Raw genomic sequence first — 20,239 nt, 5'->3', positions numbered from 1 at the left:
AGGCTTTGAATTATGCGTGTTATTATGCACAATGATACTGTACTCTAACTTGGCATTTTCTCCTATAATTTTAAATAAGGTCTTTCGAAGAATATCAATAAAGTGTTCTTCAAGATACTCATAAAAAAATGATGTGGGCACTTCTATTGTGAGCACCTGATCTAATAACTTAAGTGGCCTTATTGGACTAAACCAGGTTTGGAAACTTCTCTCCGGTATGTTATCCCGGATAACTGAAAGACATTGATCCCATGCTTCTTTGTGATCCATAGCGAGCTTATTCCTAACAATTTATATTAATGATTATTTTTTTTATTCAGAATACTAAATTGGTGAAAAAAAAAGTTAAAAAAAAATAAATTTTCCCTTGTATTTTTCATTTTTTTGATATTGATTTTAAAATCAACCCTTTGGAAATGTATTTTTTTTCATCTCTGTAATGCGCTATTAAACAACAATATAGGTTAATGTAATTTTTAAACTGTTGAGTGTTAAACGTATTACGAGAATGTTAAATTAGTGTTAACAGAAAATTAACAGGTAATTTTACCTATATGCATATATTTAATCATCCACATAGCTAAATTGTCCTTTGTTAATATAGATTATGCGAGCTTTTGGATAATTTTTCTGCACTTTTTTCAGAAATCTTCTGGCTTTTCGCTTCTTATCGAAATTCCCTACTGTATATAAATAGGTATCATCAATAACTTTTTGCTCCACATTGTCTATTTTATCATAGTAATCGAGCGAAACAGGTGATGCAGACTCATCTACCAATACATAAAAAGCCCCATCATTTTTTCCTGCTTTCTTATGCATTTTATCTTCATCTAAAACATACATTGTTCTTCCGAGATCGAAAGCTGAAAAATGCAAATATCTTTTGGGATTTATGCGCAGGTCTTCGGCCAAAAGTCCAACATATTCTGTACTGTTAGTAATGGCATTGTAAAGAGAATCATCATAAATTAATTTCCCCAGTGTTCCTTGCTGTGATTGAACTTTATTCAACATATTATTTATCGCAAGCAATGTAGAATCAACCTCGTCAGTAGTTCCTTTAAAGTCTACCTTATTTAATGAGTCTGTTAAGGCTTTTAAATTGGCCATCAAGCCGGTTATATTTCCGTTATTTTTGCTAAAATTGTTGGTTATAGACTCCAGATTTACCAATAAACGATGAATACGTTCTTTTTCTCCTATAAGTAATGAATCCACACTGGCTGTACTGGAACGAAGGTTTCTGGAGGTATAATTCAATTCTTCAATAATTTGTTTCAGGTTTTGACGTGTTCGTTCATTAAAAATCAGGTTGATAATTTTAATGGCATTTTCCATCTCCTGTAATAAATCTTCTGCCTTATTTTTTAACGGGAGCATCTCAATACTAACTTGTTCCTTAAGGCTCTCTTCTGTTTCGGCAATCAGTGTATCTCCGGATTGAAGTAAATTATTCTGATTAGAAAATATAAGATCAATGGCTTTTGTACCCATCAAGTCCTGACTAAAAATACGGGCAATAGATTGATCTGGAATATTAATATCTTTTTTTACAACAAATTTAACCAGCAAGTTTCCTTTCTGAAGGTTATTAAATCTGATTTCGCGAACCTGCCCAACATTGTAACCATTCAATATAACCGGACTCGATTTGGTTAGCCCTTCAATCCGGTCATAAACCACATAATAAGTATCTTCTTCGATAAAGTAATTTTTGCCCTTCAGATAATTTAATCCAAAAACAAAAACCAATATCGTAATTGCCGCTAAAAGGCCTATTAAAATGTATTTATAGTTATTATTCATCTGTTTATTTTTAATTTTCAATGGTCGAATAGCCTGCCCCGCAAAAGGCGGGGAAGCTCGCGATGATACATTAAATACATGCCACGCACTATTTGTAGCTTCGTTATAATCATGCGAGTGCGCCACCCTTCGGTCGCCGAAGGCTTGCCGCAGCTGAACGCTGAAGCTTTAGACGGCAAGCGGTGTATGTTAAAAATTTTGTCATGGCTCGGTTCATTCTACTATTTTTTTGGCTACTTAATGAATGCTTTTTTTTCACAAAAATTTGCCTGTATCAATTAAAGTCAACCAATATACAATTTTATTGAACACTTTTCATAGCCTTTTGTACAGAAATGGGATTATCTCCTTCAAAAGCTACAATAAAAGCATCCGGGAAATGTGATTCACATTGTTTTTGCAATTTTTTGGCTTCATCATAATTGTCGAATTTGCCGTAAAAATATTTATAATAATTACCGATTTTCTCTACCGCTACGGGTTTGGTAAGCCTGGAAAATGGTTCCTTTGTGGTGTCGGCCATTTGAGAGGAGGCTGTAAGCTGAACCATAAAATAAATATCTTTTTTGTTCGCTGCTTTTGGTTGAATCTCCTGATCATTGGCATAATTATTTTTATCGGCTCTTTGTGCCTTCATTTCATCATAATAAGACCGAATGGCTCTAAAAATAGCCGATGCCAGATAATCTTTACCTTGTTCAGAGTTTAAATAGGCTTCTTCATTACTATTTGAAATAAACCCGGTTTCAATCAAAATACTTGGCATTGTGGTTTTCCATAATACCAGAAACCCGGCCTGTTTAACACCTCTGTCTTTACGTTTGGCCCGCTCTCTGAATTCCTTTTGGGTTAATTCTGCTGCCCTGAGACTTTGATCTAAAAAGGCATTCTGCATCAAAGAAAATATTATGAATGACTCAGCACTGTGGGGGTCGTAGCCTTCATAATGTTCTTCATAATTTTCCTCCAGGGTTATTACAGCATTTTCTTTTTGAGCTACTTCCAGATTACTTTCTGTTTTATGCAAACCCATTACAAAAGTTTCTGTGCCAAAAGCCCTGATGCTGGGTGATGCATTGGCATGAATCGAAACAAAAAGATCGGCCTCTTTCCGATTGGCTATTTCAGCGCGTTTAAAAAGTTTTACAAAACTATCATCCTCACGGGTATAAATAACTTCTATATCGGGTAAATGTTTTTTCAGATAATGGCCTACCTGTTTAGTAATATCTAATACTATATCTTTTTCCATCGAAAAGTTACCTCGGGCGCCACTGTCTTTTCCGCCATGCCCTGCGTCAAGTACAACAACAAATTGATCCTCATCTACAGCACAATGTGAGGTGATTGGCAAAATAAACATACCAAATATTACGTATATAAGCGAAATCTTCTGTAAACGATTCATAAGGAATAAAAGATTTTAATTAGTTTTGAACCGCAAAAATTATGCATCAAGAACAAACAAAAATAGAACAAACTAACGGGATTTGAAATTTGTGGTGAAGGTTTTTATTCGATATATTATATACCTTACTATTGCTCAGATACTTTGCTCTGCAAATTTACAGGGTCAGGAAGCTCCCATATCTGTCAAAGAGGATTCCATTCCCTTTAGGGATACCGCATCATTGGCCTATGTTGCTAACGATACTTCCAGTGTCAGGAGTGACACACTTGAACCAACTGCCACATCTACCCTATCCAGCCCGGTCGATTACCAGGCAGCAGATTCCATTGAATCTTTCTTAAACGAAAAACGCATTATTTTAAAAGGTAATGCCAAAGTATTATATGACAATATAGAGCTTACAGCAGCATATATTGATATTAATTTTAATAAAAATGAAATTTTTGCGAAGGGCAGAACAGACTCACTGGGCAATGAAATAGGACTACCTATATTTAAAGAGGGTCAAGACCTTTATGAATCTCGAGAAATAAGGTACAATTTCAAAACCAAAAAAGGGATAATTACTGACGTGGTGACCGAACAAGACGGTGGTTTTTTACATAGTCGCCGTACCAAGAAACATTCCAATAACATCATTGATCTAAAAGCCGGAAAGTATACAACATGCGACCACGAGCACCCGCATTATTACATCGCTATGAGCAAAGCAAGGGTGATTCAAAACGATAAAATTGTTTCCGGCCCGCTTTATCTCGTCATTGAGGATGTTCCTACCCCCATTGCGATTCCCTTTGGTTTTTTCCCGTTTACAAAAGAAAAAACCTCCGGATTGCTTCTCCCACGATACGGCGAGTCTGAAAGACGAGGTTTTTCACTCGAAGACCTTGGTTATTACTGGGCTTTAAGCGACTATATGGATCTTAAGGTTGTGGGTAGTATTTACTCAAAAGGAAGTTACGAAGCAACTGTTTCATCGCGATACAAAAAGCGATATCGCTATAGTGGGCAGTTATCTTTTATGCTCTCAAAAATTATTGAGAGCGAAAAGGGACTTGCAGACTATGTAAATACCGATGCATACAACCTCACGTGGCATCACAGTCAGGATCCAAAAGCAAGGCCAAACAGTAATTTTTCGGCCAATGTAAATCTTAAAAGCACATCGGCCAACAGGTATTCTACTCAAATGAATAATTACCTGCAAAATACAGTGAATTCATCGGTGAACTATAGTCACAGCCTGCCGGGAACCCCGTTTTCCTTTAATGCCCAGCTCAGGCATACGCTCAATACCAAAGACAGCACGGTGGCCATGACTTTACCAAGTTTAAACCTGAATATGCAAAGAATAACTCCCTTTGAACCCAAAAATTCAAATAAACCACCCAATATTTTGCAAAAAATTGGTATTACCTATGGTTCAAGACTTGAAAATAGGTTTACCGTGAAAGAAGATGAACTTTTTAAAAAAGATGTTGTAGAAGAATTTAAATTTGGTGTAAAGCATGATTTGGGCGTAAAAACGTCTGCCAAAATTCTAAAATTCCTCAATTTTTCACCCAGTGCCAGTTATACAGAACGCTGGTATTTTAACTCTTTACGCAAAAAATATGAGGAAAGCCTTTTTGTAGGTCAGGATACTGTTTATGGAAAAACAACTACAGATACCATTACAGGTTTCAATCGCGTATACGATTACAACGTGAGTGCTGGAGTTAATACAACCTTATACGGGCTCTATACCTTCCAACCTTATATGCCTGTCGAAGCCATTAGGTTTGTACACTCACCATCGGTTTCTTATAGTTACCGACCCAATTTCACATTGGATAAATACGGATATTACGATCATGTTGAAGGAGCCCCCGACCGAACCTACAGTTATTACGACAATGGTATTTACGGAGTGCCATCGGGTACCAGGTCAGGATCAATAAATTTAAGTTTGGGTAACCAGGTAAGTATGAAAATTCGTACACCAAACGATTCCACATCAAGCACAAAAAAAATAGACCTGCTGAAAACGCTGAATTTTTCTACCAACTATAATATTGTAGCCGATTCAATGAACTGGAGCCCCTTATCGATGAGAGCTTCTACAAACCTTTTTCAAAAGGTTAATGTGCGATTTAACGCTACAATGGACCCTTACGCCTTAGATCCTATAACATTTAAAAAAATCGACAAATACCAGTTTAATGTCGATGGTAAATTAGGCCGCATTACCCGGGCATCTGTCTCGTTCAATTTTAAACTCGATTCCAAAATGTTTGAGGGTGATGAAGTCTCGGAAGAAGAACAGCAAAAGGTTGTAACAGACTATTACGATTATTTTGATATTCCATGGAGTTTTACCCTTGATTATAAGTATACCTTTAGTAAACCACAGAATACTAAAAGTGTGGTACAAACCGTGGGACTGAGAGGAAATTTCAGTGTAACAGACAACTGGAAGATTGGATTCCGCACAGGATACGATATTGAAAGAAGAAAAATGTCCGCCACAACACTCGATATTACAAGAGACCTGCACTGTTGGGTTATGAGTTTTCACTGGGTACCTTTCGGCGATCGACAAAGTTATTCATTTACCATTGGTGTAAAATCATCCATTTTGCAGGATTTGAAATATGATAAAAGAGAAAATTGGTACGATAACGCACAATACTAAACTATGGAGTGGTATACTTATGTAATTTTACCTGCATTAATTTTTGTAGCCCGCATACTGGATGTGAGCATCGGAACCATTCGCATAATAATTGTATCGCGGGGCAACCGGGTTTTAGCTCCCCTTCTGGGCTTTTTTGAGGTTTTGATATGGATTTTGGCGATGGGAGAAATTCTCCAGAACCTGGACAACTGGGTTTGTTATATTGCCTATGCAGGCGGTTTTGCTGCAGGCAACTATATTGGAATGATGCTGGAAGAAAAACTGGCCATGGGTACACTGGTTTTTCGTATCATCACACAAAAAGATACCACCGAACTTGTGAGTGCTTTGTATAAGGAAGGTTTTGGTGTGACAGAAATCGATGCCAAAGGCAAATTTTCAAGAGTCAATGTCATCTATATTATTTTGAAAAGAAAAAAACTACAGCAAGTTCAAGATATAATACAGCAATATAATCCTTCAGCATTTTATACCGTAGAAGATATCAGAAATGCCCAGTATGGAGTTTTTCCGGTTAACAGACCGACCACGTTCCGCCGCCGCATACTTAAACTTAAACGATAGTTTATGGCACAATATTCAGCAACCATTATAACTATAGGAGACGAAATACTTATTGGTCAGATTGTAGATAGTAACTCTGCATGGCTGGCCGATTTTCTTTATCATGAAGGTTTCGAAGTAAAGGAAATCAGGAGTATCAGCGACCAACCTGAACAAATTAAAAAAACGCTTCATGATGCTATTCAGCAAACCGACCTGGTATTACTAACCGGCGGACTGGGGCCTACCAACGATGACCGCACAAAATTGGCGCTCAATGAATATTTTGGCGGTGAAATGGTTGTAAATGAGGATGTACTTGATGATATAAAAGCATTTATCGTTAAAAAACGCGGCTATCTGCAGTTGTCGGAAACCAATAAGGCACAGGCACTTGTGTCTGACAATGCTCGCGTTTTATGCAATCCTATTGGCACAGCTCCAGTTCAGCTATTTAAAAAAATGAATAGCATAATAGTTTCCATGCCCGGTGTCCCTTTTGAGATGAAACACGTGTTTGAGCATCAGGTTATGCCTGAGCTATACAAATATTTTTCATTAGAAGCCCACGTGTATCGCACTTTCCACGTAGTGGGATATCCGGAAAGTGAACTGGCTGCAATGCTGGAGCAATGGGAAAACAACCTGCCTGAAACCCTCGAACTTGCCTATTTACCATCTCCGGGTGTTATTCGCCTAAGGTTAAAAGATAAAATAAACCTTTCAGATAATCTGGATAAGCAAGCCAGCATCTTATATAATCTTTTAGGCAAACAAATCGTAACGGAAGGTAAAGAAAAGGTTGAATACACATTAGGTAAAATATTAAAAGACAGTAACAAATCCATTTGTACGGCTGAAAGCTGTACTGGTGGATTACTGGGTCATAGATTGACCTCGGTGGCCGGAGCTTCCATTTATTTTAAAGGAGGAATTACCGCCTATAGCAATGAGACCAAGGAGCATTTACTGGGTGTAAAAGCTGCCACGCTCCAAAAATATGGAGCAGTAAGTGAACAAGTGGCCAGGGAAATGGCCACCGGAGCCGCCAGGGCATTAAATACTGATTATGCTATTTCAACCACCGGAATTGCCGGACCAACAGGTGGCACAGAGGAAAAACCTGTGGGAACAGTTTGGATAGGAATTTACTTAGATGGCGAAGTACATACAAAACGTTTTCTTTTCACCCACGATCGCATGGTAAACATAGAAAGAACCGCAACTGTAGCCATGTATAAAATGATTGAATGGCTTAGTAAAAGTTAAAAATTTAATTTTTCTTGGGTTTATATGCTAATTTCTTGAAAAAATATTTGATTTATTCATTTATTATCTTGACATTTGCACACCGATTTGGAAAAAGAATTTAAAATATAGAAAGATGTCGAGAGTTTGTCAGATTACAGGAAAAAGACCAATGGTTGGACACCACGTTTCGCACTCTAATGCTAAAACGAAAAGGAAATTTTATCCCAACCTGTTAAAAAAGCGCTTCTTTCATCCGGAAGAGGATAGATGGATCACTTTGCGTGTTTCTGCTAATGGGCTGCGCGTAATTAATAAAAAAGGCCTTTCAACTGCGTTGAAAGAGGCAAAAGAAAAAGGATATATTACAAAATATTAATTGAGGGAGATCAGTCATGGCAAAGAAGAAAGGAAATCGTGTGCAGGTAATATTAGAATGCACTGAACACAAAGATAGCGGAAAACCGGGTACATCACGCTACATCACTACGAAAAATCGTAAGAATACACCCAACCGTATTGAGTTGAAAAAGTTCAACCCAGTATTGAAAAAAGTAACTTTACACAGAGAAATTAAATAATAAGATATGGCTAAGAAAGTAGTTGCAACCCTTAAATCGGGTACAGGAAAAGAATTTGCCAAAGTTATTAAAATGGTAAAATCACCAAAAAGTGGTGCATATCAATTCAAAGAAGGAATGGTAAATAACGAGCACGTGAAAGATTTCTTCGATAAAAAGTAATGAATTTTCATTCAATATCTCAAAAGGCCTGCACTCAACAGGCCTTTTTTTTTATGGGAAATATTGCTAAATTGCACGGCTTAAATGAACCTCAGTTCGACGTAAGAAAAGAAGGAAACAATTATAGCTATTCGTTTTCAATTTACAGGGCTATCTTGCTGATACGTTTACAATTGAGCAGAATTGAATACCCAACAAAAAGAAATTACTGAAGCACCGAATAATCAAATCGGACAAAGATTAGGGTGTTGGTTATAAAATAGTTGTAATTTGACTTATATCGAACTCACGTTAAATGACTAATGACGATGGGAATATTTTCAAAAGATAAAAAGAAAAACCTTGACCAGGGGTTGTCTAAAACAAAACAAAGCGTCTTCCAAAAGCTGTCCAGGGCTGTGGTGGGTAAATCAAAAGTTGATGACGATGTTTTAGATGAGTTGGAGGAAATTCTCATAACCTCTGACGTGGGTGTCAATACCACACTAAAGATTATTGAACGCATTGAAGAACGGGTAGCAAAAGAAAAATATACTTCTATTACCGAACTTAATCAGATTTTGCGTAACGAAATCACGGGATTACTCACCGAATCGGAAAATACTGACGAAACCACCTGGGAATTGCCGCAAGGTAAAAAACCCTATGTTATAATGATAGTTGGTGTCAATGGTGTGGGCAAAACCACAACCATTGGGAAACTGGCTCACAAATACAAGCAAAATGGCAAAAATGTAGTTATTGGTGCTGCCGATACTTTCCGCGCAGCTGCCATTGAGCAATTGGAAATATGGAGCCAACGCGTCGACGTGCCACTGATTAAGCAGAAAATGGGATCAGACCCTGCTTCGGTTGCATACGATACGGTGGTTTCGGCCCAAAAGAAAGATGCCGATGTGGTTATTATTGACACGGCTGGCCGCCTCCACAATAAAGTAAATCTGATGAACGAACTTTCTAAAATCAAGCGGGTTATGCAAAAGGTTATTCCTGATGCACCACACGAAATTTTACTTATTCTGGATGGTTCAACAGGTCAAAATGCTTTTGAACAAGCCAAACAGTTTACCAAAGCTACAGAAATTACAGCTATGGCCATCACTAAACTCGATGGTACAGCTAAGGGTGGCGTTGTAATTGGTGTTTCAGATCAATTACAGGTGCCCGTAAAATACATTGGCATTGGTGAAAAAGTGGAAGATCTTCAAATATTCAATAAAACAGAATTTGTCGACTCCCTTTTTAGTTAGTTATAATAATTTAAAGTCTTACCTGTTTCATTTTCAAGAATAGATAAATTGAAGAACGTCAATATCATAAATTTAGGTTGTTGTAAAAATCTTGTGGATAGCGAACACCTCGCCCGGCAGTTACAAGTTAATGGGTTTAGGGTTGTTTATGATCATCCTGATTTACATGACTATACACTAATCAATACTTGTGGCTTTATTCACGACGCCCAGGAAGAATCAATAAATACCATCCTTGAAGCAGTTGCTCTTAAAAATCAAAAAACTGGTGCATTTGTTGGTGTTTTCGGTTGTTTAACTCAAATTTTTAAAGAACAATTAAAAGCAGAAATACCAGAAGTCGACGGCTGGTTTGGAAAGTATGATTTTCAGGCAATACTGGGTGCTTTAAACGGCAAACATGAGGCGGCCTACGACCATGAAAGGGTAATTTCAACTCCCAGTCATTACAGTTATTTAAAAATTGCAGAAGGTTGTCATCGAAAATGCGCCTTCTGTAGCATCCCCGTAATTACAGGTACCTATAAATCTGCACCCATACAGCAGCTTGTAAAAGAAGCTAACTTCCTTGCACAAACAGGTGTAAAAGAACTTATACTAATTGCACAGGATTTAACCTGGTATGGACGGGATTTGGATGGTACTCCTACCCTCACCGATCTGGTAAAAGCGTTATCTGAGATTAAAGGAATAGAATGGATTCGATTGCATTATGCCTACCCGACAGGTGTTCCTGATGATTTGTTTGACGAAATCAACGCTAATCCAAAGGTCTGCCGATATTTGGATATCCCTGTGCAACACATATCTGACCGGGTGCTTAAAGCCATGAAAAGAGGACATAACAGCAAGCAAATGAGCGGGTTAATTCAAAACATCAAACAAAAGGTACCCGGCATTGCTATACGTACCACAATGATGGTAGGATTTCCGGGTGAAACAGAAGAAGATTTTGAGCAGTTACTCGATTTTGTACGCAGTACTAAATTCGATCGTTTAGGTGCATTTCCCTATTCACATGAAAACTATACCTATGCTTATGAGCATTTGCAAGACAATGTACCTGAAGAAGTAAAAGAGCAGCGACTTGAACAGTTAATGGAGACACAACACAAAATCGTACTCGAAAGAAATGAATCTATGATTGGTAAAACACTTCGGGTAATAATTGACCGGGAAGAAAGTGGCATCTATTATGGCAGAAGTGAATTCGATTCACCAGAGGTAGATGAAGAAATCGTCATTGAAAATTCCGGAATATTGCAAGTTGGCACATTTTACAATATAGAAATAACTGATGCTGAGGCTTATGAGCTTCTTGGAAAAGTAAAAAACTATGCATGAGGAACTTTTACTACTCGATAAGTTAGAATTAAACTTTAACAGCCAGGGACTATTCGTACTTAACCTGGTACTGGCTTTTGTAATGTTTGGCGTTGCATTAGAAATTAAACCCCATCATTTTAAAGAAATTTTTAAAAAGCCCAAAAGTGCTATTATTGGTTTTTTATCGCAATTCATTATGCTGCCGGGCCTAACTTTTTTGTTTTCGCTTCTGATTAGCGATTTTATTACAGTTGGCGTAGCACTGGGGATGATTATGGTGGCCTCCTGTCCGGGTGGAAATATCTCAAATTTCATATCGCATTTAGCCAAAGGTAATACTGCGCTTTCTGTAAGCCTTACAGGTATTTCGAGCCTTGGGGCTATTGTTTTAACGCCTGTCAATTTTGCTTTTTATGGTAATATGTTTATTCATTACGCCGAAAAACATTCTGATTTGGTGCAGCCCTTAGAAATTGATCCCATCCAGATGTTTATCACTGTTTTTATAATTTTAGGTATTCCGCTTATCGCCGGACTTCAATTTTCACGGTATTTTCCACAGCTCACTCATAAAATTATTAAACCCATTAAAACCTTTTCAATACTTGCATTCATAGGTTTTATTGCTGTAGCATTCTCCAATAACTTCTCTCTTTTTATTCGGCATATTGAATGGGTAACACTTATTGTGTTTTTCCACAATCTGATTGCCCTCTCTTCCGGCTTTTATCTGGCAAAATTAACAAAATTAAAACGTATTAACTGGCGTACCATTTCAATAGAAACAGGCATACAAAACTCAGGCTTGGCCCTTGTACTCATCTTTAACCCTAAAATTTTTCCACCCGAGCTTGAAGTAGGTGCTATGGCCTATATTGCTGCCTGGTGGGGTATTTGGCATATCGTTTCCGGACTCATAATGTCGCATTTCTGGAGAAAAAAACCCATATATGCAGAATTATAAATTTTAGCGGGTATGTTTTAAGTTTGATTTTTACGACTATTTTAAACTATTTTGTATAAACCAACAAGACAACCATGGGCAAGAAAAAAATAGAAAAATACACGGTTCCATATTGGATTACCTACCATATAGTCAAAACAATACATAATCTCATTTATCGTGAATTTTATGTTATCAACCGACCCCAAAAGCAGCAGGAAAAACCTTCCATCATCACACCTAATCACCAAAATGCACTGATGGATGCCATGGCCGTTCTTTTTGCTAAAAAAGAACCACTTGTATTTTTGGCCAGAAGCGATATTTTCAAGCAAAAAATAATAGCTGCCATTCTCTATTTTTTAAAAATTCTGCCTGTTTACCGCATACGAGACGGATTCGACAGCCTTAAAAACAATCAGGAAACATTCGATCACACAGTAAGAATTTTAGCTAACAAACGCGGATTAGTAATTTTGCCTGAGGGCAACCATTATGGAGCCAAAAGATTGAGAACACTCAAAAAAGGATTCGCACGCATTGCATTTATGACCGAAATAAATGGTAAAGAACAGATCGATTTACAAATTGTTCCAACAGCTGTTGATTACACCGCTTACGATACCTTTTTTAGTCGCTTAACAGTTGTTTTTGGCGAACCTTTCCCGTTAAAACCCTATTTGTCTGATTATAAAGAAAACCCACAAAAAGCGCTTAACAATATTACTCAGCACTTGAGTAAAGCGCTACAATCGCATATTATACATATTCAGAGTGTGGAGCACTACGATGCCTGTTTGCTCGCTTCAGCTGTTTATGCCGAAAATAAGTACCGCGGTAATAGCAATGAAGCGCAGAAAAATAGGTTTTATTGCCAAAGAACTATTACACAGTCACTAAACAAAATAGAGCAAACTAATCCGGAACAATTCAAAGAAATTGTGGAGCCGGCCAATTTATTGCACGAAAAAGTCGGTTCATTACCACATGAAATAATCGGAAAAAAACCTACGGTCTGGTCTGTTGCGGGGTTTCTTTTTACGCTCATTTTGCTTCCACTGGCGCTACCTGGTACTATTATATTTGGTGCTTTTTGGTATTGGCCGGTAATCTTTGTAAACAAAAAAATAAAAGATGTGCAGTTCCGCACCTCGTTCCGATGCGTACTGTATATTGTTCAGTTCTTCCTGTTGTTGCTGGGTATTTTTATTTACCTGGTAGCAAGTCACCCCCCAAAAGCAGCTATTATTCTTTTCTTATTAACCATTCTTTCGGGCATTTTAAGCATAAAAGCGTGGAGACTGATTTATTGGTACTTTCTCAAAGCTAAGTGGTATATAGCTTCCGTTAAAAGACCGGAATTGCGCAAAATGCGCAACAAACTAATCGATAAAATTAATTCATTGCTCAACAATAAATAATTATGGTTATCAGGGGTGATTTTTGTATAATTCGTGGACATATAGAACCCGCAGAAGCTTTCAAAAATGAATTTATCAAAAATGGTTGCTCCATTTATGAAGTATTGCGAATTTTAAAAGGGAAACCAATCTTTATTGATGAACACCTGAAACGGTTATCAAAATCTGCCAACCTCACTGATTGTCAAGTACCTACAAATGAAGTAATTGAGCAAAGCATTGCCCAATTGGTTAAAGCAAACAATATTTATAACGGCAATATCGAAATTGTTGTCAATACCATTGAAGACTGGAGCGTAAGGTTTATTCCCCATCACTGGCCTGGACTTAAAGAATATAAATATGGCGTAAAAACCATGCTTTATCGAGCCGTTAGAGAGAATCCAAATGCAAAAGTCAAATTAATGGACTTACGAGCGGCAGTTGGTAATTTTATGCAACAAAATAACTTATATGAAGCCATTTATGTCAATGAAGGTTTAGTAACTGAAGGCAGTAAAAGCAACATATTTTTCATAAGTGGAAATACTTTTATAACTGCACCTGAAAAACAGGTTTTACCTGGTATTACCCGTAAAATTGTCCTGCATATTCTTGAGCAACATGGTTATAAAACTGGTTTTGGCAATGTTCATATCAACGAACTGCCCAGGATCGATTGTGCATTTCTTACAGGAACATCACCTGGGGTATTACCAATTGCACAAATCAATGATTTTAAGTATGATGTAACCCGACCAGAAATGAGACACATTATGTCTTTGTTTGAAGCCAAAATGTTGGCATAATAATTCTCAAACACCCTATAAGTTTGCTTTGAGTAGTTGTTAAAAGTTTAATTCTAAAACAATTATTCTTGCCTTTAAGACTAAACAGTTAAGCACATTTATGAATCAATATTGATATTGGCTAACGTGAAATAATAAATATTTATTAACACTTTATTTAGGCTACAATTATGCATAGCTGAATTTTTCAATTAAATTTGTGGGTTCTATAACAGAAAAAATAAAAAAATACACATAATGGGTTTTGTAGATGGTTTTATAGCCAAAATGTTTGGCACAAAGGCAGATAGAGATTTAAAGGCAATAATGCCCATCGTTGAGCAGATTAAGGCTGAATATGAGCAGGTTAAAGATCTTAGTCATGATGAATTAAGGGCTGCTTCGCAAAAAATGAAACGTGAAATACGTGAGTCTATAAAAGAAGAGCAGCAACAAATAGACGCATTGAAAAAGAAGGCTGAAGAAACGCGCAACCATGCTGAAAAAGAAGAGTTTTACGACGAAATTGATAAACTGGAAAAGGCCATAGATGAAAAGTTAGAAGACACGCTAAAAATGGCTTTACCTAAAGCTTTTGCCATTGTAAAAAGCACGGCTCAACGTTTCAAAGATAATGAAGAAATTGTGGTAACCGCCAACGACTTTGACCGGAACCTGGCAGCAAACAAAGATCTTGTAGACATAAACGGAGACAACGCCGTCTTTTACAATTCATGGACTGCCGGTGGTAATACCGTTACATGGGATATGGTGCACTACGATGTACAGCTTATTGGTGGTATCGTATTGCATGAGGGAAAAATTGCCGAAATGGCTACAGGTGAAGGTAAAACACTTGTTGCAACTTTACCTGTATTTTTAAATGCCCTAACAGGCCGGGGAGTACATCTTGTAACAGTCAATGATTATTTGGCCAAACGTGATGCCGAATGGATGGGTCCAATTTATGAATTTCACGGCTTATCAGTTGAATGTATTGATAAACACGAACCCAATAGTCCACAAAGAAGAGAAGCCTATGAATGCGATATCGCATTTGGTACCAATAACGAATTCGGTTTTGATTATCTCCGCGATAATATGGCACACCGGCCAGAAGATCTCGTTCAACGCAAACACAACTACGCCATCGTAGATGAGGTCGACTCCGTATTAATTGATGATGCCCGTACGCCGCTTATCATCTCCGGGCCTGTGCCCAAGAGTAATGACCAAATGTTTAACGATTACAAGGCCAACGTACAGAAACTTTTCAATACACAAAAAAAGCTTGTAACAGATATTTTTGCCGAAGCCAAAAAGCTAATTGCCGAAGGCGATAAGGAAAAAGGTGGTCTTTTGTTACTTCGGGCCTTCAAAGGCTTGCCGAAAAATAAGGCTATAATTAAATTTCTAAGTGAAGAAGGCATGAAAACCCTTATGCAAAAGGTAGAAAACCAATATATGCAGGAAAATGGCAAGCATATGCATAAGGTAACAGATGAACTGTATTTTGTAATAGATGAAAAACTAAACAGCATAGAGCTTACAGATAAAGGTATTGACCTGCTGTCTGCTGATGTAGAGGATCAGTCATTTTTCGTGCTGCCTGATATAGGATCTGAAATTGCCGATTTGGAAAAGGAGGGTCTTAAAGAAAGTGAATTATTAAAACGAAAAGATAAGCTTTTGCAGGATTACGCCGTTAAATCGGAAAGGGTACATACCATTAACCAATTGCTGAAAGCGTATGCCATGTTCGAAAAAGATGTGGAATACGTACTAATGGACAACAAGGTAAAAATTGTAGATGAGCAAACCGGCCGTATTATGGAAGGCCGCCGTTATTCCGATGGATTGCATCAGGCCATTGAAGCCAAGGAAAACGTAAAAGTAGAAGCTGCTACGCAAACTTTTGCTACCATTACCCTGCAGAACTATTTCCGCATGTATACCAAACTTTCTGGTATGACTGGTACTGCCGAAACAGAAGCCGGAGAATTTTGGAACATCTACAAACTCGATGTAGTAGTTATTCCTACCAACAAGCCTATTATACGCGATGACAGACAGGATCTTGTATACCGCACAAAGCGCGAAAAATATAACCTGGTTATCGAAGAGATAGTAAGGTTGCGCGATGAAGGTAGACCCAGTCTGGTTGGAACCACTTCTGTTGAAGTTTCGGAGATATTGAGTCGCATGCTTAAAATGCGGGGTATTAAACACAATGTACTTAATGCAAAATTACACCAGCGTGAGGCAGAGATTATTGCAGAAGCCGGACAACCTAAAGGAGTGACAATTGCAACCAACATGGCAGGTCGTGGTACCGATATTAAACTTACCCCTGAAGTTAAAGAAGCAGGTGGTTTGGCCATCGTAGCCACAGAACGCCACGAATCGCGGCGTGTAGACCGTCAGTTAAGAGGTCGTGCCGGTCGTCAGGGTGACCCGGGAAGCTCCCAGTTTTTTGTTTCACTCGAAGATGACCTCATGCGCTTGTTTGGCTCTGAACGTATTGCTAAAATGATGGACCGCATGGGTATTCAGGAAGGCGAAGTAATTCAACATTCTATGATTACCAAGTCTATTGAGCGTGCACAGAAAAAAGTAGAAGAGAACAACTTTGGTATAAGGAAGCGACTACTGGAATACGACGATGTTATGAACTCACAGCGTGAAGTAATTTACAGTAAACGTAAACACGCGCTATACGGTGAAAGATTAGAGGTTGACATTGCCAATATGATGGTTGATGTTTGTGAATCGCTCGTGGAAGATAATTACGGTGTGAGCGAATTTGAAGACTTCAAACTTGAACTTATTCGTCACCTATCCATAGAACCACCATTTACCGAAGATGAGTTTATGAAAAATACTCCGGACGAACTTACGGAGAAACTCTTCAAGGAGGTACGTAGTGCTTTCGAGCGTAAAGAAGAGATTATTGCACAACAAGTTACTCCGGTAATTAAATCCGTGTATGAAAATCAGAGACAACAATATGAAAATATTGTAATACCAATTTCTGACGGAGTCAAAGTCTATCAGGTTGTTGTAAATCTGGAAGATGCCTATAGCTCAAAAGGTGAAGAAGTAATGCGCTCTTTGGAAAAATTCATCACCCTTGCTGTAATCGATGAATCATGGAAAGAGCACTTGCGTGAAATGGATGACCTGAAAACATCTGTACAAAATGCTTCTTATGAACAGAAAGATCCGCTGTTGATTTATAAATTCGAATCGTTCGAATTGTTTAAGAATATGCTGGACAAAGTTAATAAAGATGTTACGTCCGTATTACTCAAAGCTTTCATTCCATTAAAAGAGGATGACGAAGTGCAGCAGGCCAAACACCAGAGCACAGATTTCAGTCAATACGAAACATCCAGGAAGAATGATTTGGTAGCAAATACCAAAGAAAAACAAAAGCCTCAACCTGTAAAAGTAGAGAAAAAAGTTGGTCGTAATGACCCGTGCCCTTGTGGTAGCGGTAAAAAATACAAGCATTGTCACGGTCGTAATGAATAAATTGTTCGAAGCATGTCGTTAAAGCAAATATATCAGCAGAAATCTTTAAAAAAGGGCCTAAAACGTAATAAACGTAAACGGGAAATAAAGAACCTGGAGGATATTAAAAATGTAGGGATTTTATTTGAGCGTGACAGTAATCAAACTGCTGCAAATATGCAGAAATTAGCTCAATTTCTGCACGATCAGGGCATCAAGGTTAATGTACTGGCATTTGTAGATCTTAAAAAACCTACGGAAGAACTGGCAGAGAAAAAGAATCTCGAATTATTTTACCGCAAAGATTGTAATTGGTTTGGAAAACCAAAATCCGACGATGTGCAATCTTTCATCAATCAACCTTTCGACCTGCTAATCAAGGCTGATTTTAGTGATAACTTTCCGCTGGCCTGGATTTGTGCGGTTTCAAAAACTACTTTAGTTGCCGGACCCAATGATCAATTGAAAAAGGTCTATGATTTTATTATAGAAACCCATCAGAAAGATCAGAATGAGTATCACCAGCAATTAATTCATTATCTTTCAGTCATCAATAAAAAATCACCACAAAATAAACCTAATTATGCAGAGTAAAAAATTTGAAGGCACAGGCGTTGCACTCGTAACGCCATTTCGCAAAGATGGAAGTGTAGATTTCAAGGCTTTTGAAAAACTGCTTGACCACGTTATTGATGATGGTGTCGACTATCTGGTTGCTTTGGGCACAACCAGTGAATATCCTGCATTAAGCCTGGATGAGCGTGAAGCTGTTATAAGTTTTATAACAGAAAAAAATCAACGCAAACTACCCCTGGTGATGGGTATAGGAGGAAATAGCACCTCGGAAGTGGTGAAAATAATACAAAAAACAGATTTTACACAGGTCGATGCAATTCTGTCGGTAGTTCCTTACTACAACAAGCCCAGTCAAAAAGGTATTATTCAGCACTTTACAAGCATAGCATCTGTGTCTCCTGTACCAATAATTCTGTATAATGTGCCCGGCCGTACAGGAAAAAACATGGAAACAGACACTGTTTTATATTTAGCACACAACAACGACAATATAATTGGGTTAAAAGAAGCAGCCGGTGATATGGTGCAGGCTATGGAAATTATACAGAAGAAACCACATGATTTTCTTGTGCTTTCAGGAGAAGATGTATTAACAATGCCATTGATTGCGGTAGGTGCCAATGGTGTAATTTCTGTTACTGCCAATGCTTACCCACAAACCTATCGCAAAATGGTAAGGGCCGCACTTGATGGACAAATTGAAGAATCAAGAAAACTGCACTATGAGCTTCTTCAATTTTCAGAAATGATTTTTGAAGACGGTAATCCATCAGGTATTAAAGCCGCACTACAGATTAAAGATATTACGCAATCTGCTGTCAGATCACCATTAACAACTATTAGCAGGTCTCTTTACGGAAAATTAGATAATGAAATCAAACAGATTAATCGCAACAAATAAGCTTCTGTTAAGCATATTCCTTGTTTTAGGTTCCCTGATAATACAAAATACAGGAGCAGCCCAAAACAGTCTATCTTTTGATGTAATATCGGTTTTTGAGACAAAAGGCAAAATTTATGGAGATTTACTGGTAACTTCCGATACAACTGTAGTTGTAGGGTGCCATAGGAAGCAGATTTATTTCCTTGATGCCGTAGGAAACAAAATCAACAGCGTCAAAACAGGTGGTTGGGTACATGCCACACCAAGCCAGCTTCAGGATAGTACAGTTGTAGTGGGATGTTATGACCGCAAGGTGTATTTTTTTACTACAGCGGGAGATCTCATCAAAACAATTCAACCTGGTGGACGAATTTTCAGCAAAATAGAGCAATTTAACGACGGAACCATTGTGTTTGGCACTAACCGTAAAAAAATACACTTTATTAAACCTGACGGTTCGAGTTATTTTTTTACTACACGTAAAATGGTGCACGGAGGTATCACCATACTCAATGATGAGCGGCTTGTTGTGGGCACCCATGACAATATAATTTACATGTTAGACAAACATGGAAGCCTTGAATACCAGGTTCCTACAGACGACTGGGTTGTGCATAGCAAACCTACCGTACTCCAGGATGGACATATTGCGGTTGGCAGTTATGATAAACATTTGTATATTTTTGATGACAACTCACATCAAATAAAAAAAGTTAAGGTGAATGGCGCGATCCACTCCACTCCGCTTCAACTGGCAGATGGCACCATAGTCTTCGGCTCGCTTGACAAGTCGGTGTATTTGGTTACGCCGGGTGGTAAAATTAAAAAACGAATTAAAACCGGAGGTTGGGTTGTATCCTCTCCCCGTGCACTCAACGATACTACTTTTTGTATTGGAAGTTTCGACAACAATTTATACGTGATATCCACCAGTGGTGAAATACTGAATAAATTCGATACCGGTGGGAAAATTTTCTCTACTCCTGCCCTTCTGCCAAACAATACCATTGTAGTGGCATCTAATAATAAGAGGATTTACTTTCTACATCTCAACATTAATACCATTCCACTCAGTGTAGATAGCAAAGGAAAAGAAGCTATTATTAAGTCAAAGCTTTAATTAAAAACG

Annotated in this window: 18 protein-coding genes; 15 read left to right on the top strand and 3 right to left on the bottom strand. The window is 37.9% G+C overall.

Features of this window, described 5'->3' with window-relative positions; genetic code table 11:
• The 3 genes from ACTB0Y_RS14010 to ACTB0Y_RS14000 all read right to left on the bottom strand — a co-directional run.
• A partial coding sequence (locus tag ACTB0Y_RS14010) for a DnaA N-terminal domain-containing protein (protein ID WP_463207457.1) occupies window positions 1-270 on the bottom strand: 270 nt, incomplete at its 3' end.
• Window positions 271-564: 294 nt separating this feature from the next.
• Window positions 565-1,809, bottom strand: a complete 1,245-nt coding sequence (locus tag ACTB0Y_RS14005; RefSeq protein ID WP_463207456.1) for an MlaD family protein — start codon at window positions 1,807-1,809, stop codon at window positions 565-567.
• A gap of 301 nt (window positions 1,810-2,110) precedes the next feature.
• A complete protein-coding gene (locus ACTB0Y_RS14000) occupies window positions 2,111-3,217 on the bottom strand; it encodes an N-acetylmuramoyl-L-alanine amidase family protein (protein WP_463207455.1) in 1,107 nt (368 codons plus the stop codon).
• Window positions 3,218-3,308: 91 nt separating this feature from the next.
• Here ACTB0Y_RS14000 and ACTB0Y_RS13995 point away from each other — a divergent pair, with 91 nt between their 5' ends.
• From ACTB0Y_RS13995 to ACTB0Y_RS13925, 15 genes are all read left to right on the top strand, one after another.
• Window positions 3,309-5,894 carry a putative LPS assembly protein LptD gene (locus ACTB0Y_RS13995; protein WP_463207459.1) on the top strand — a complete coding sequence of 862 codons (2,586 nt, stop codon included), beginning with the start codon at window positions 3,309-3,311 and terminating at the stop codon, window positions 5,892-5,894.
• A 3-nt stretch (window positions 5,895-5,897) separates the two neighbouring features.
• Window positions 5,898-6,461: a DUF2179 domain-containing protein gene (locus tag ACTB0Y_RS13990; protein WP_463207454.1), complete on the top strand. Its 564-nt coding sequence runs from the start codon at window positions 5,898-5,900 to the stop codon at window positions 6,459-6,461.
• A gap of 3 nt (window positions 6,462-6,464) precedes the next feature.
• Complete coding sequence (locus tag ACTB0Y_RS13985) at window positions 6,465-7,709, top strand: CinA family nicotinamide mononucleotide deamidase-related protein (protein ID WP_463207453.1); 1,245 nt, start codon at window positions 6,465-6,467, stop codon at window positions 7,707-7,709.
• A 115-nt stretch (window positions 7,710-7,824) separates the two neighbouring features.
• Entirely contained in the window at window positions 7,825-8,067 is a 243-nt protein-coding gene (rpmB, locus tag ACTB0Y_RS13980; protein WP_463207452.1) for a 50S ribosomal protein L28, read from the top strand.
• 16 nt (window positions 8,068-8,083) lie between these two features.
• Window positions 8,084-8,269, top strand: a complete 186-nt coding sequence (gene rpmG, locus ACTB0Y_RS13975) for a 50S ribosomal protein L33 (RefSeq protein WP_463207451.1) — start codon at window positions 8,084-8,086, stop codon at window positions 8,267-8,269.
• A gap of 6 nt (window positions 8,270-8,275) precedes the next feature.
• Window positions 8,276-8,431, top strand: coding sequence for a DUF4295 domain-containing protein (locus ACTB0Y_RS13970; RefSeq protein WP_463207450.1), 156 nt, complete (start codon window positions 8,276-8,278; stop codon window positions 8,429-8,431).
• A gap of 308 nt (window positions 8,432-8,739) precedes the next feature.
• Complete coding sequence (gene ftsY, locus ACTB0Y_RS13965) at window positions 8,740-9,681, top strand: signal recognition particle-docking protein FtsY (RefSeq protein WP_463207449.1); 942 nt, start codon at window positions 8,740-8,742, stop codon at window positions 9,679-9,681.
• Window positions 9,682-9,729: 48 nt separating this feature from the next.
• Window positions 9,730-11,025 carry a 30S ribosomal protein S12 methylthiotransferase RimO gene (gene rimO, locus ACTB0Y_RS13960; protein ID WP_463207448.1) on the top strand — a complete coding sequence of 432 codons (1,296 nt, stop codon included), beginning with the start codon at window positions 9,730-9,732 and terminating at the stop codon, window positions 11,023-11,025.
• Window positions 11,018-11,971, top strand: coding sequence for a bile acid:sodium symporter family protein (locus tag ACTB0Y_RS13955; RefSeq protein WP_463207447.1), 954 nt, complete (start codon window positions 11,018-11,020; stop codon window positions 11,969-11,971). Before rimO ends, ACTB0Y_RS13955 begins: the two co-directional genes overlap by 8 nt.
• A gap of 74 nt (window positions 11,972-12,045) precedes the next feature.
• Window positions 12,046-13,371, top strand: a complete 1,326-nt coding sequence (locus ACTB0Y_RS13950) for a 1-acyl-sn-glycerol-3-phosphate acyltransferase (protein WP_463207446.1) — start codon at window positions 12,046-12,048, stop codon at window positions 13,369-13,371.
• A gap of 2 nt (window positions 13,372-13,373) precedes the next feature.
• A complete protein-coding gene (locus ACTB0Y_RS13945) occupies window positions 13,374-14,159 on the top strand; it encodes an aminotransferase class IV (RefSeq protein ID WP_463207445.1) in 786 nt (261 codons plus the stop codon).
• Window positions 14,160-14,396: 237 nt separating this feature from the next.
• Window positions 14,397-17,672 (top strand): preprotein translocase subunit SecA, encoded by a 3,276-nt coding sequence (secA, locus tag ACTB0Y_RS13940; protein WP_463207444.1) that lies wholly within the window; start codon window positions 14,397-14,399, stop codon window positions 17,670-17,672.
• A gap of 12 nt (window positions 17,673-17,684) precedes the next feature.
• Complete coding sequence (locus ACTB0Y_RS13935; RefSeq protein WP_463207443.1) at window positions 17,685-18,245, top strand: DUF6913 domain-containing protein; 561 nt, start codon at window positions 17,685-17,687, stop codon at window positions 18,243-18,245.
• Window positions 18,235-19,128 (top strand): 4-hydroxy-tetrahydrodipicolinate synthase, encoded by an 894-nt coding sequence (gene dapA, locus ACTB0Y_RS13930; protein ID WP_463207442.1) that lies wholly within the window; start codon window positions 18,235-18,237, stop codon window positions 19,126-19,128. Before ACTB0Y_RS13935 ends, dapA begins: the two co-directional genes overlap by 11 nt.
• Window positions 19,097-20,230, top strand: coding sequence for a hypothetical protein (locus ACTB0Y_RS13925; RefSeq protein ID WP_463207441.1), 1,134 nt, complete (start codon window positions 19,097-19,099; stop codon window positions 20,228-20,230). Before dapA ends, ACTB0Y_RS13925 begins: the two co-directional genes overlap by 32 nt.
• Window positions 20,231-20,239 lie beyond the last annotated feature (9 nt).

This window comes from Salinivirga sp. (genome assembly GCF_055145285.1).
This window is presented reverse-complemented; position numbering and strand designations above follow the sequence as displayed.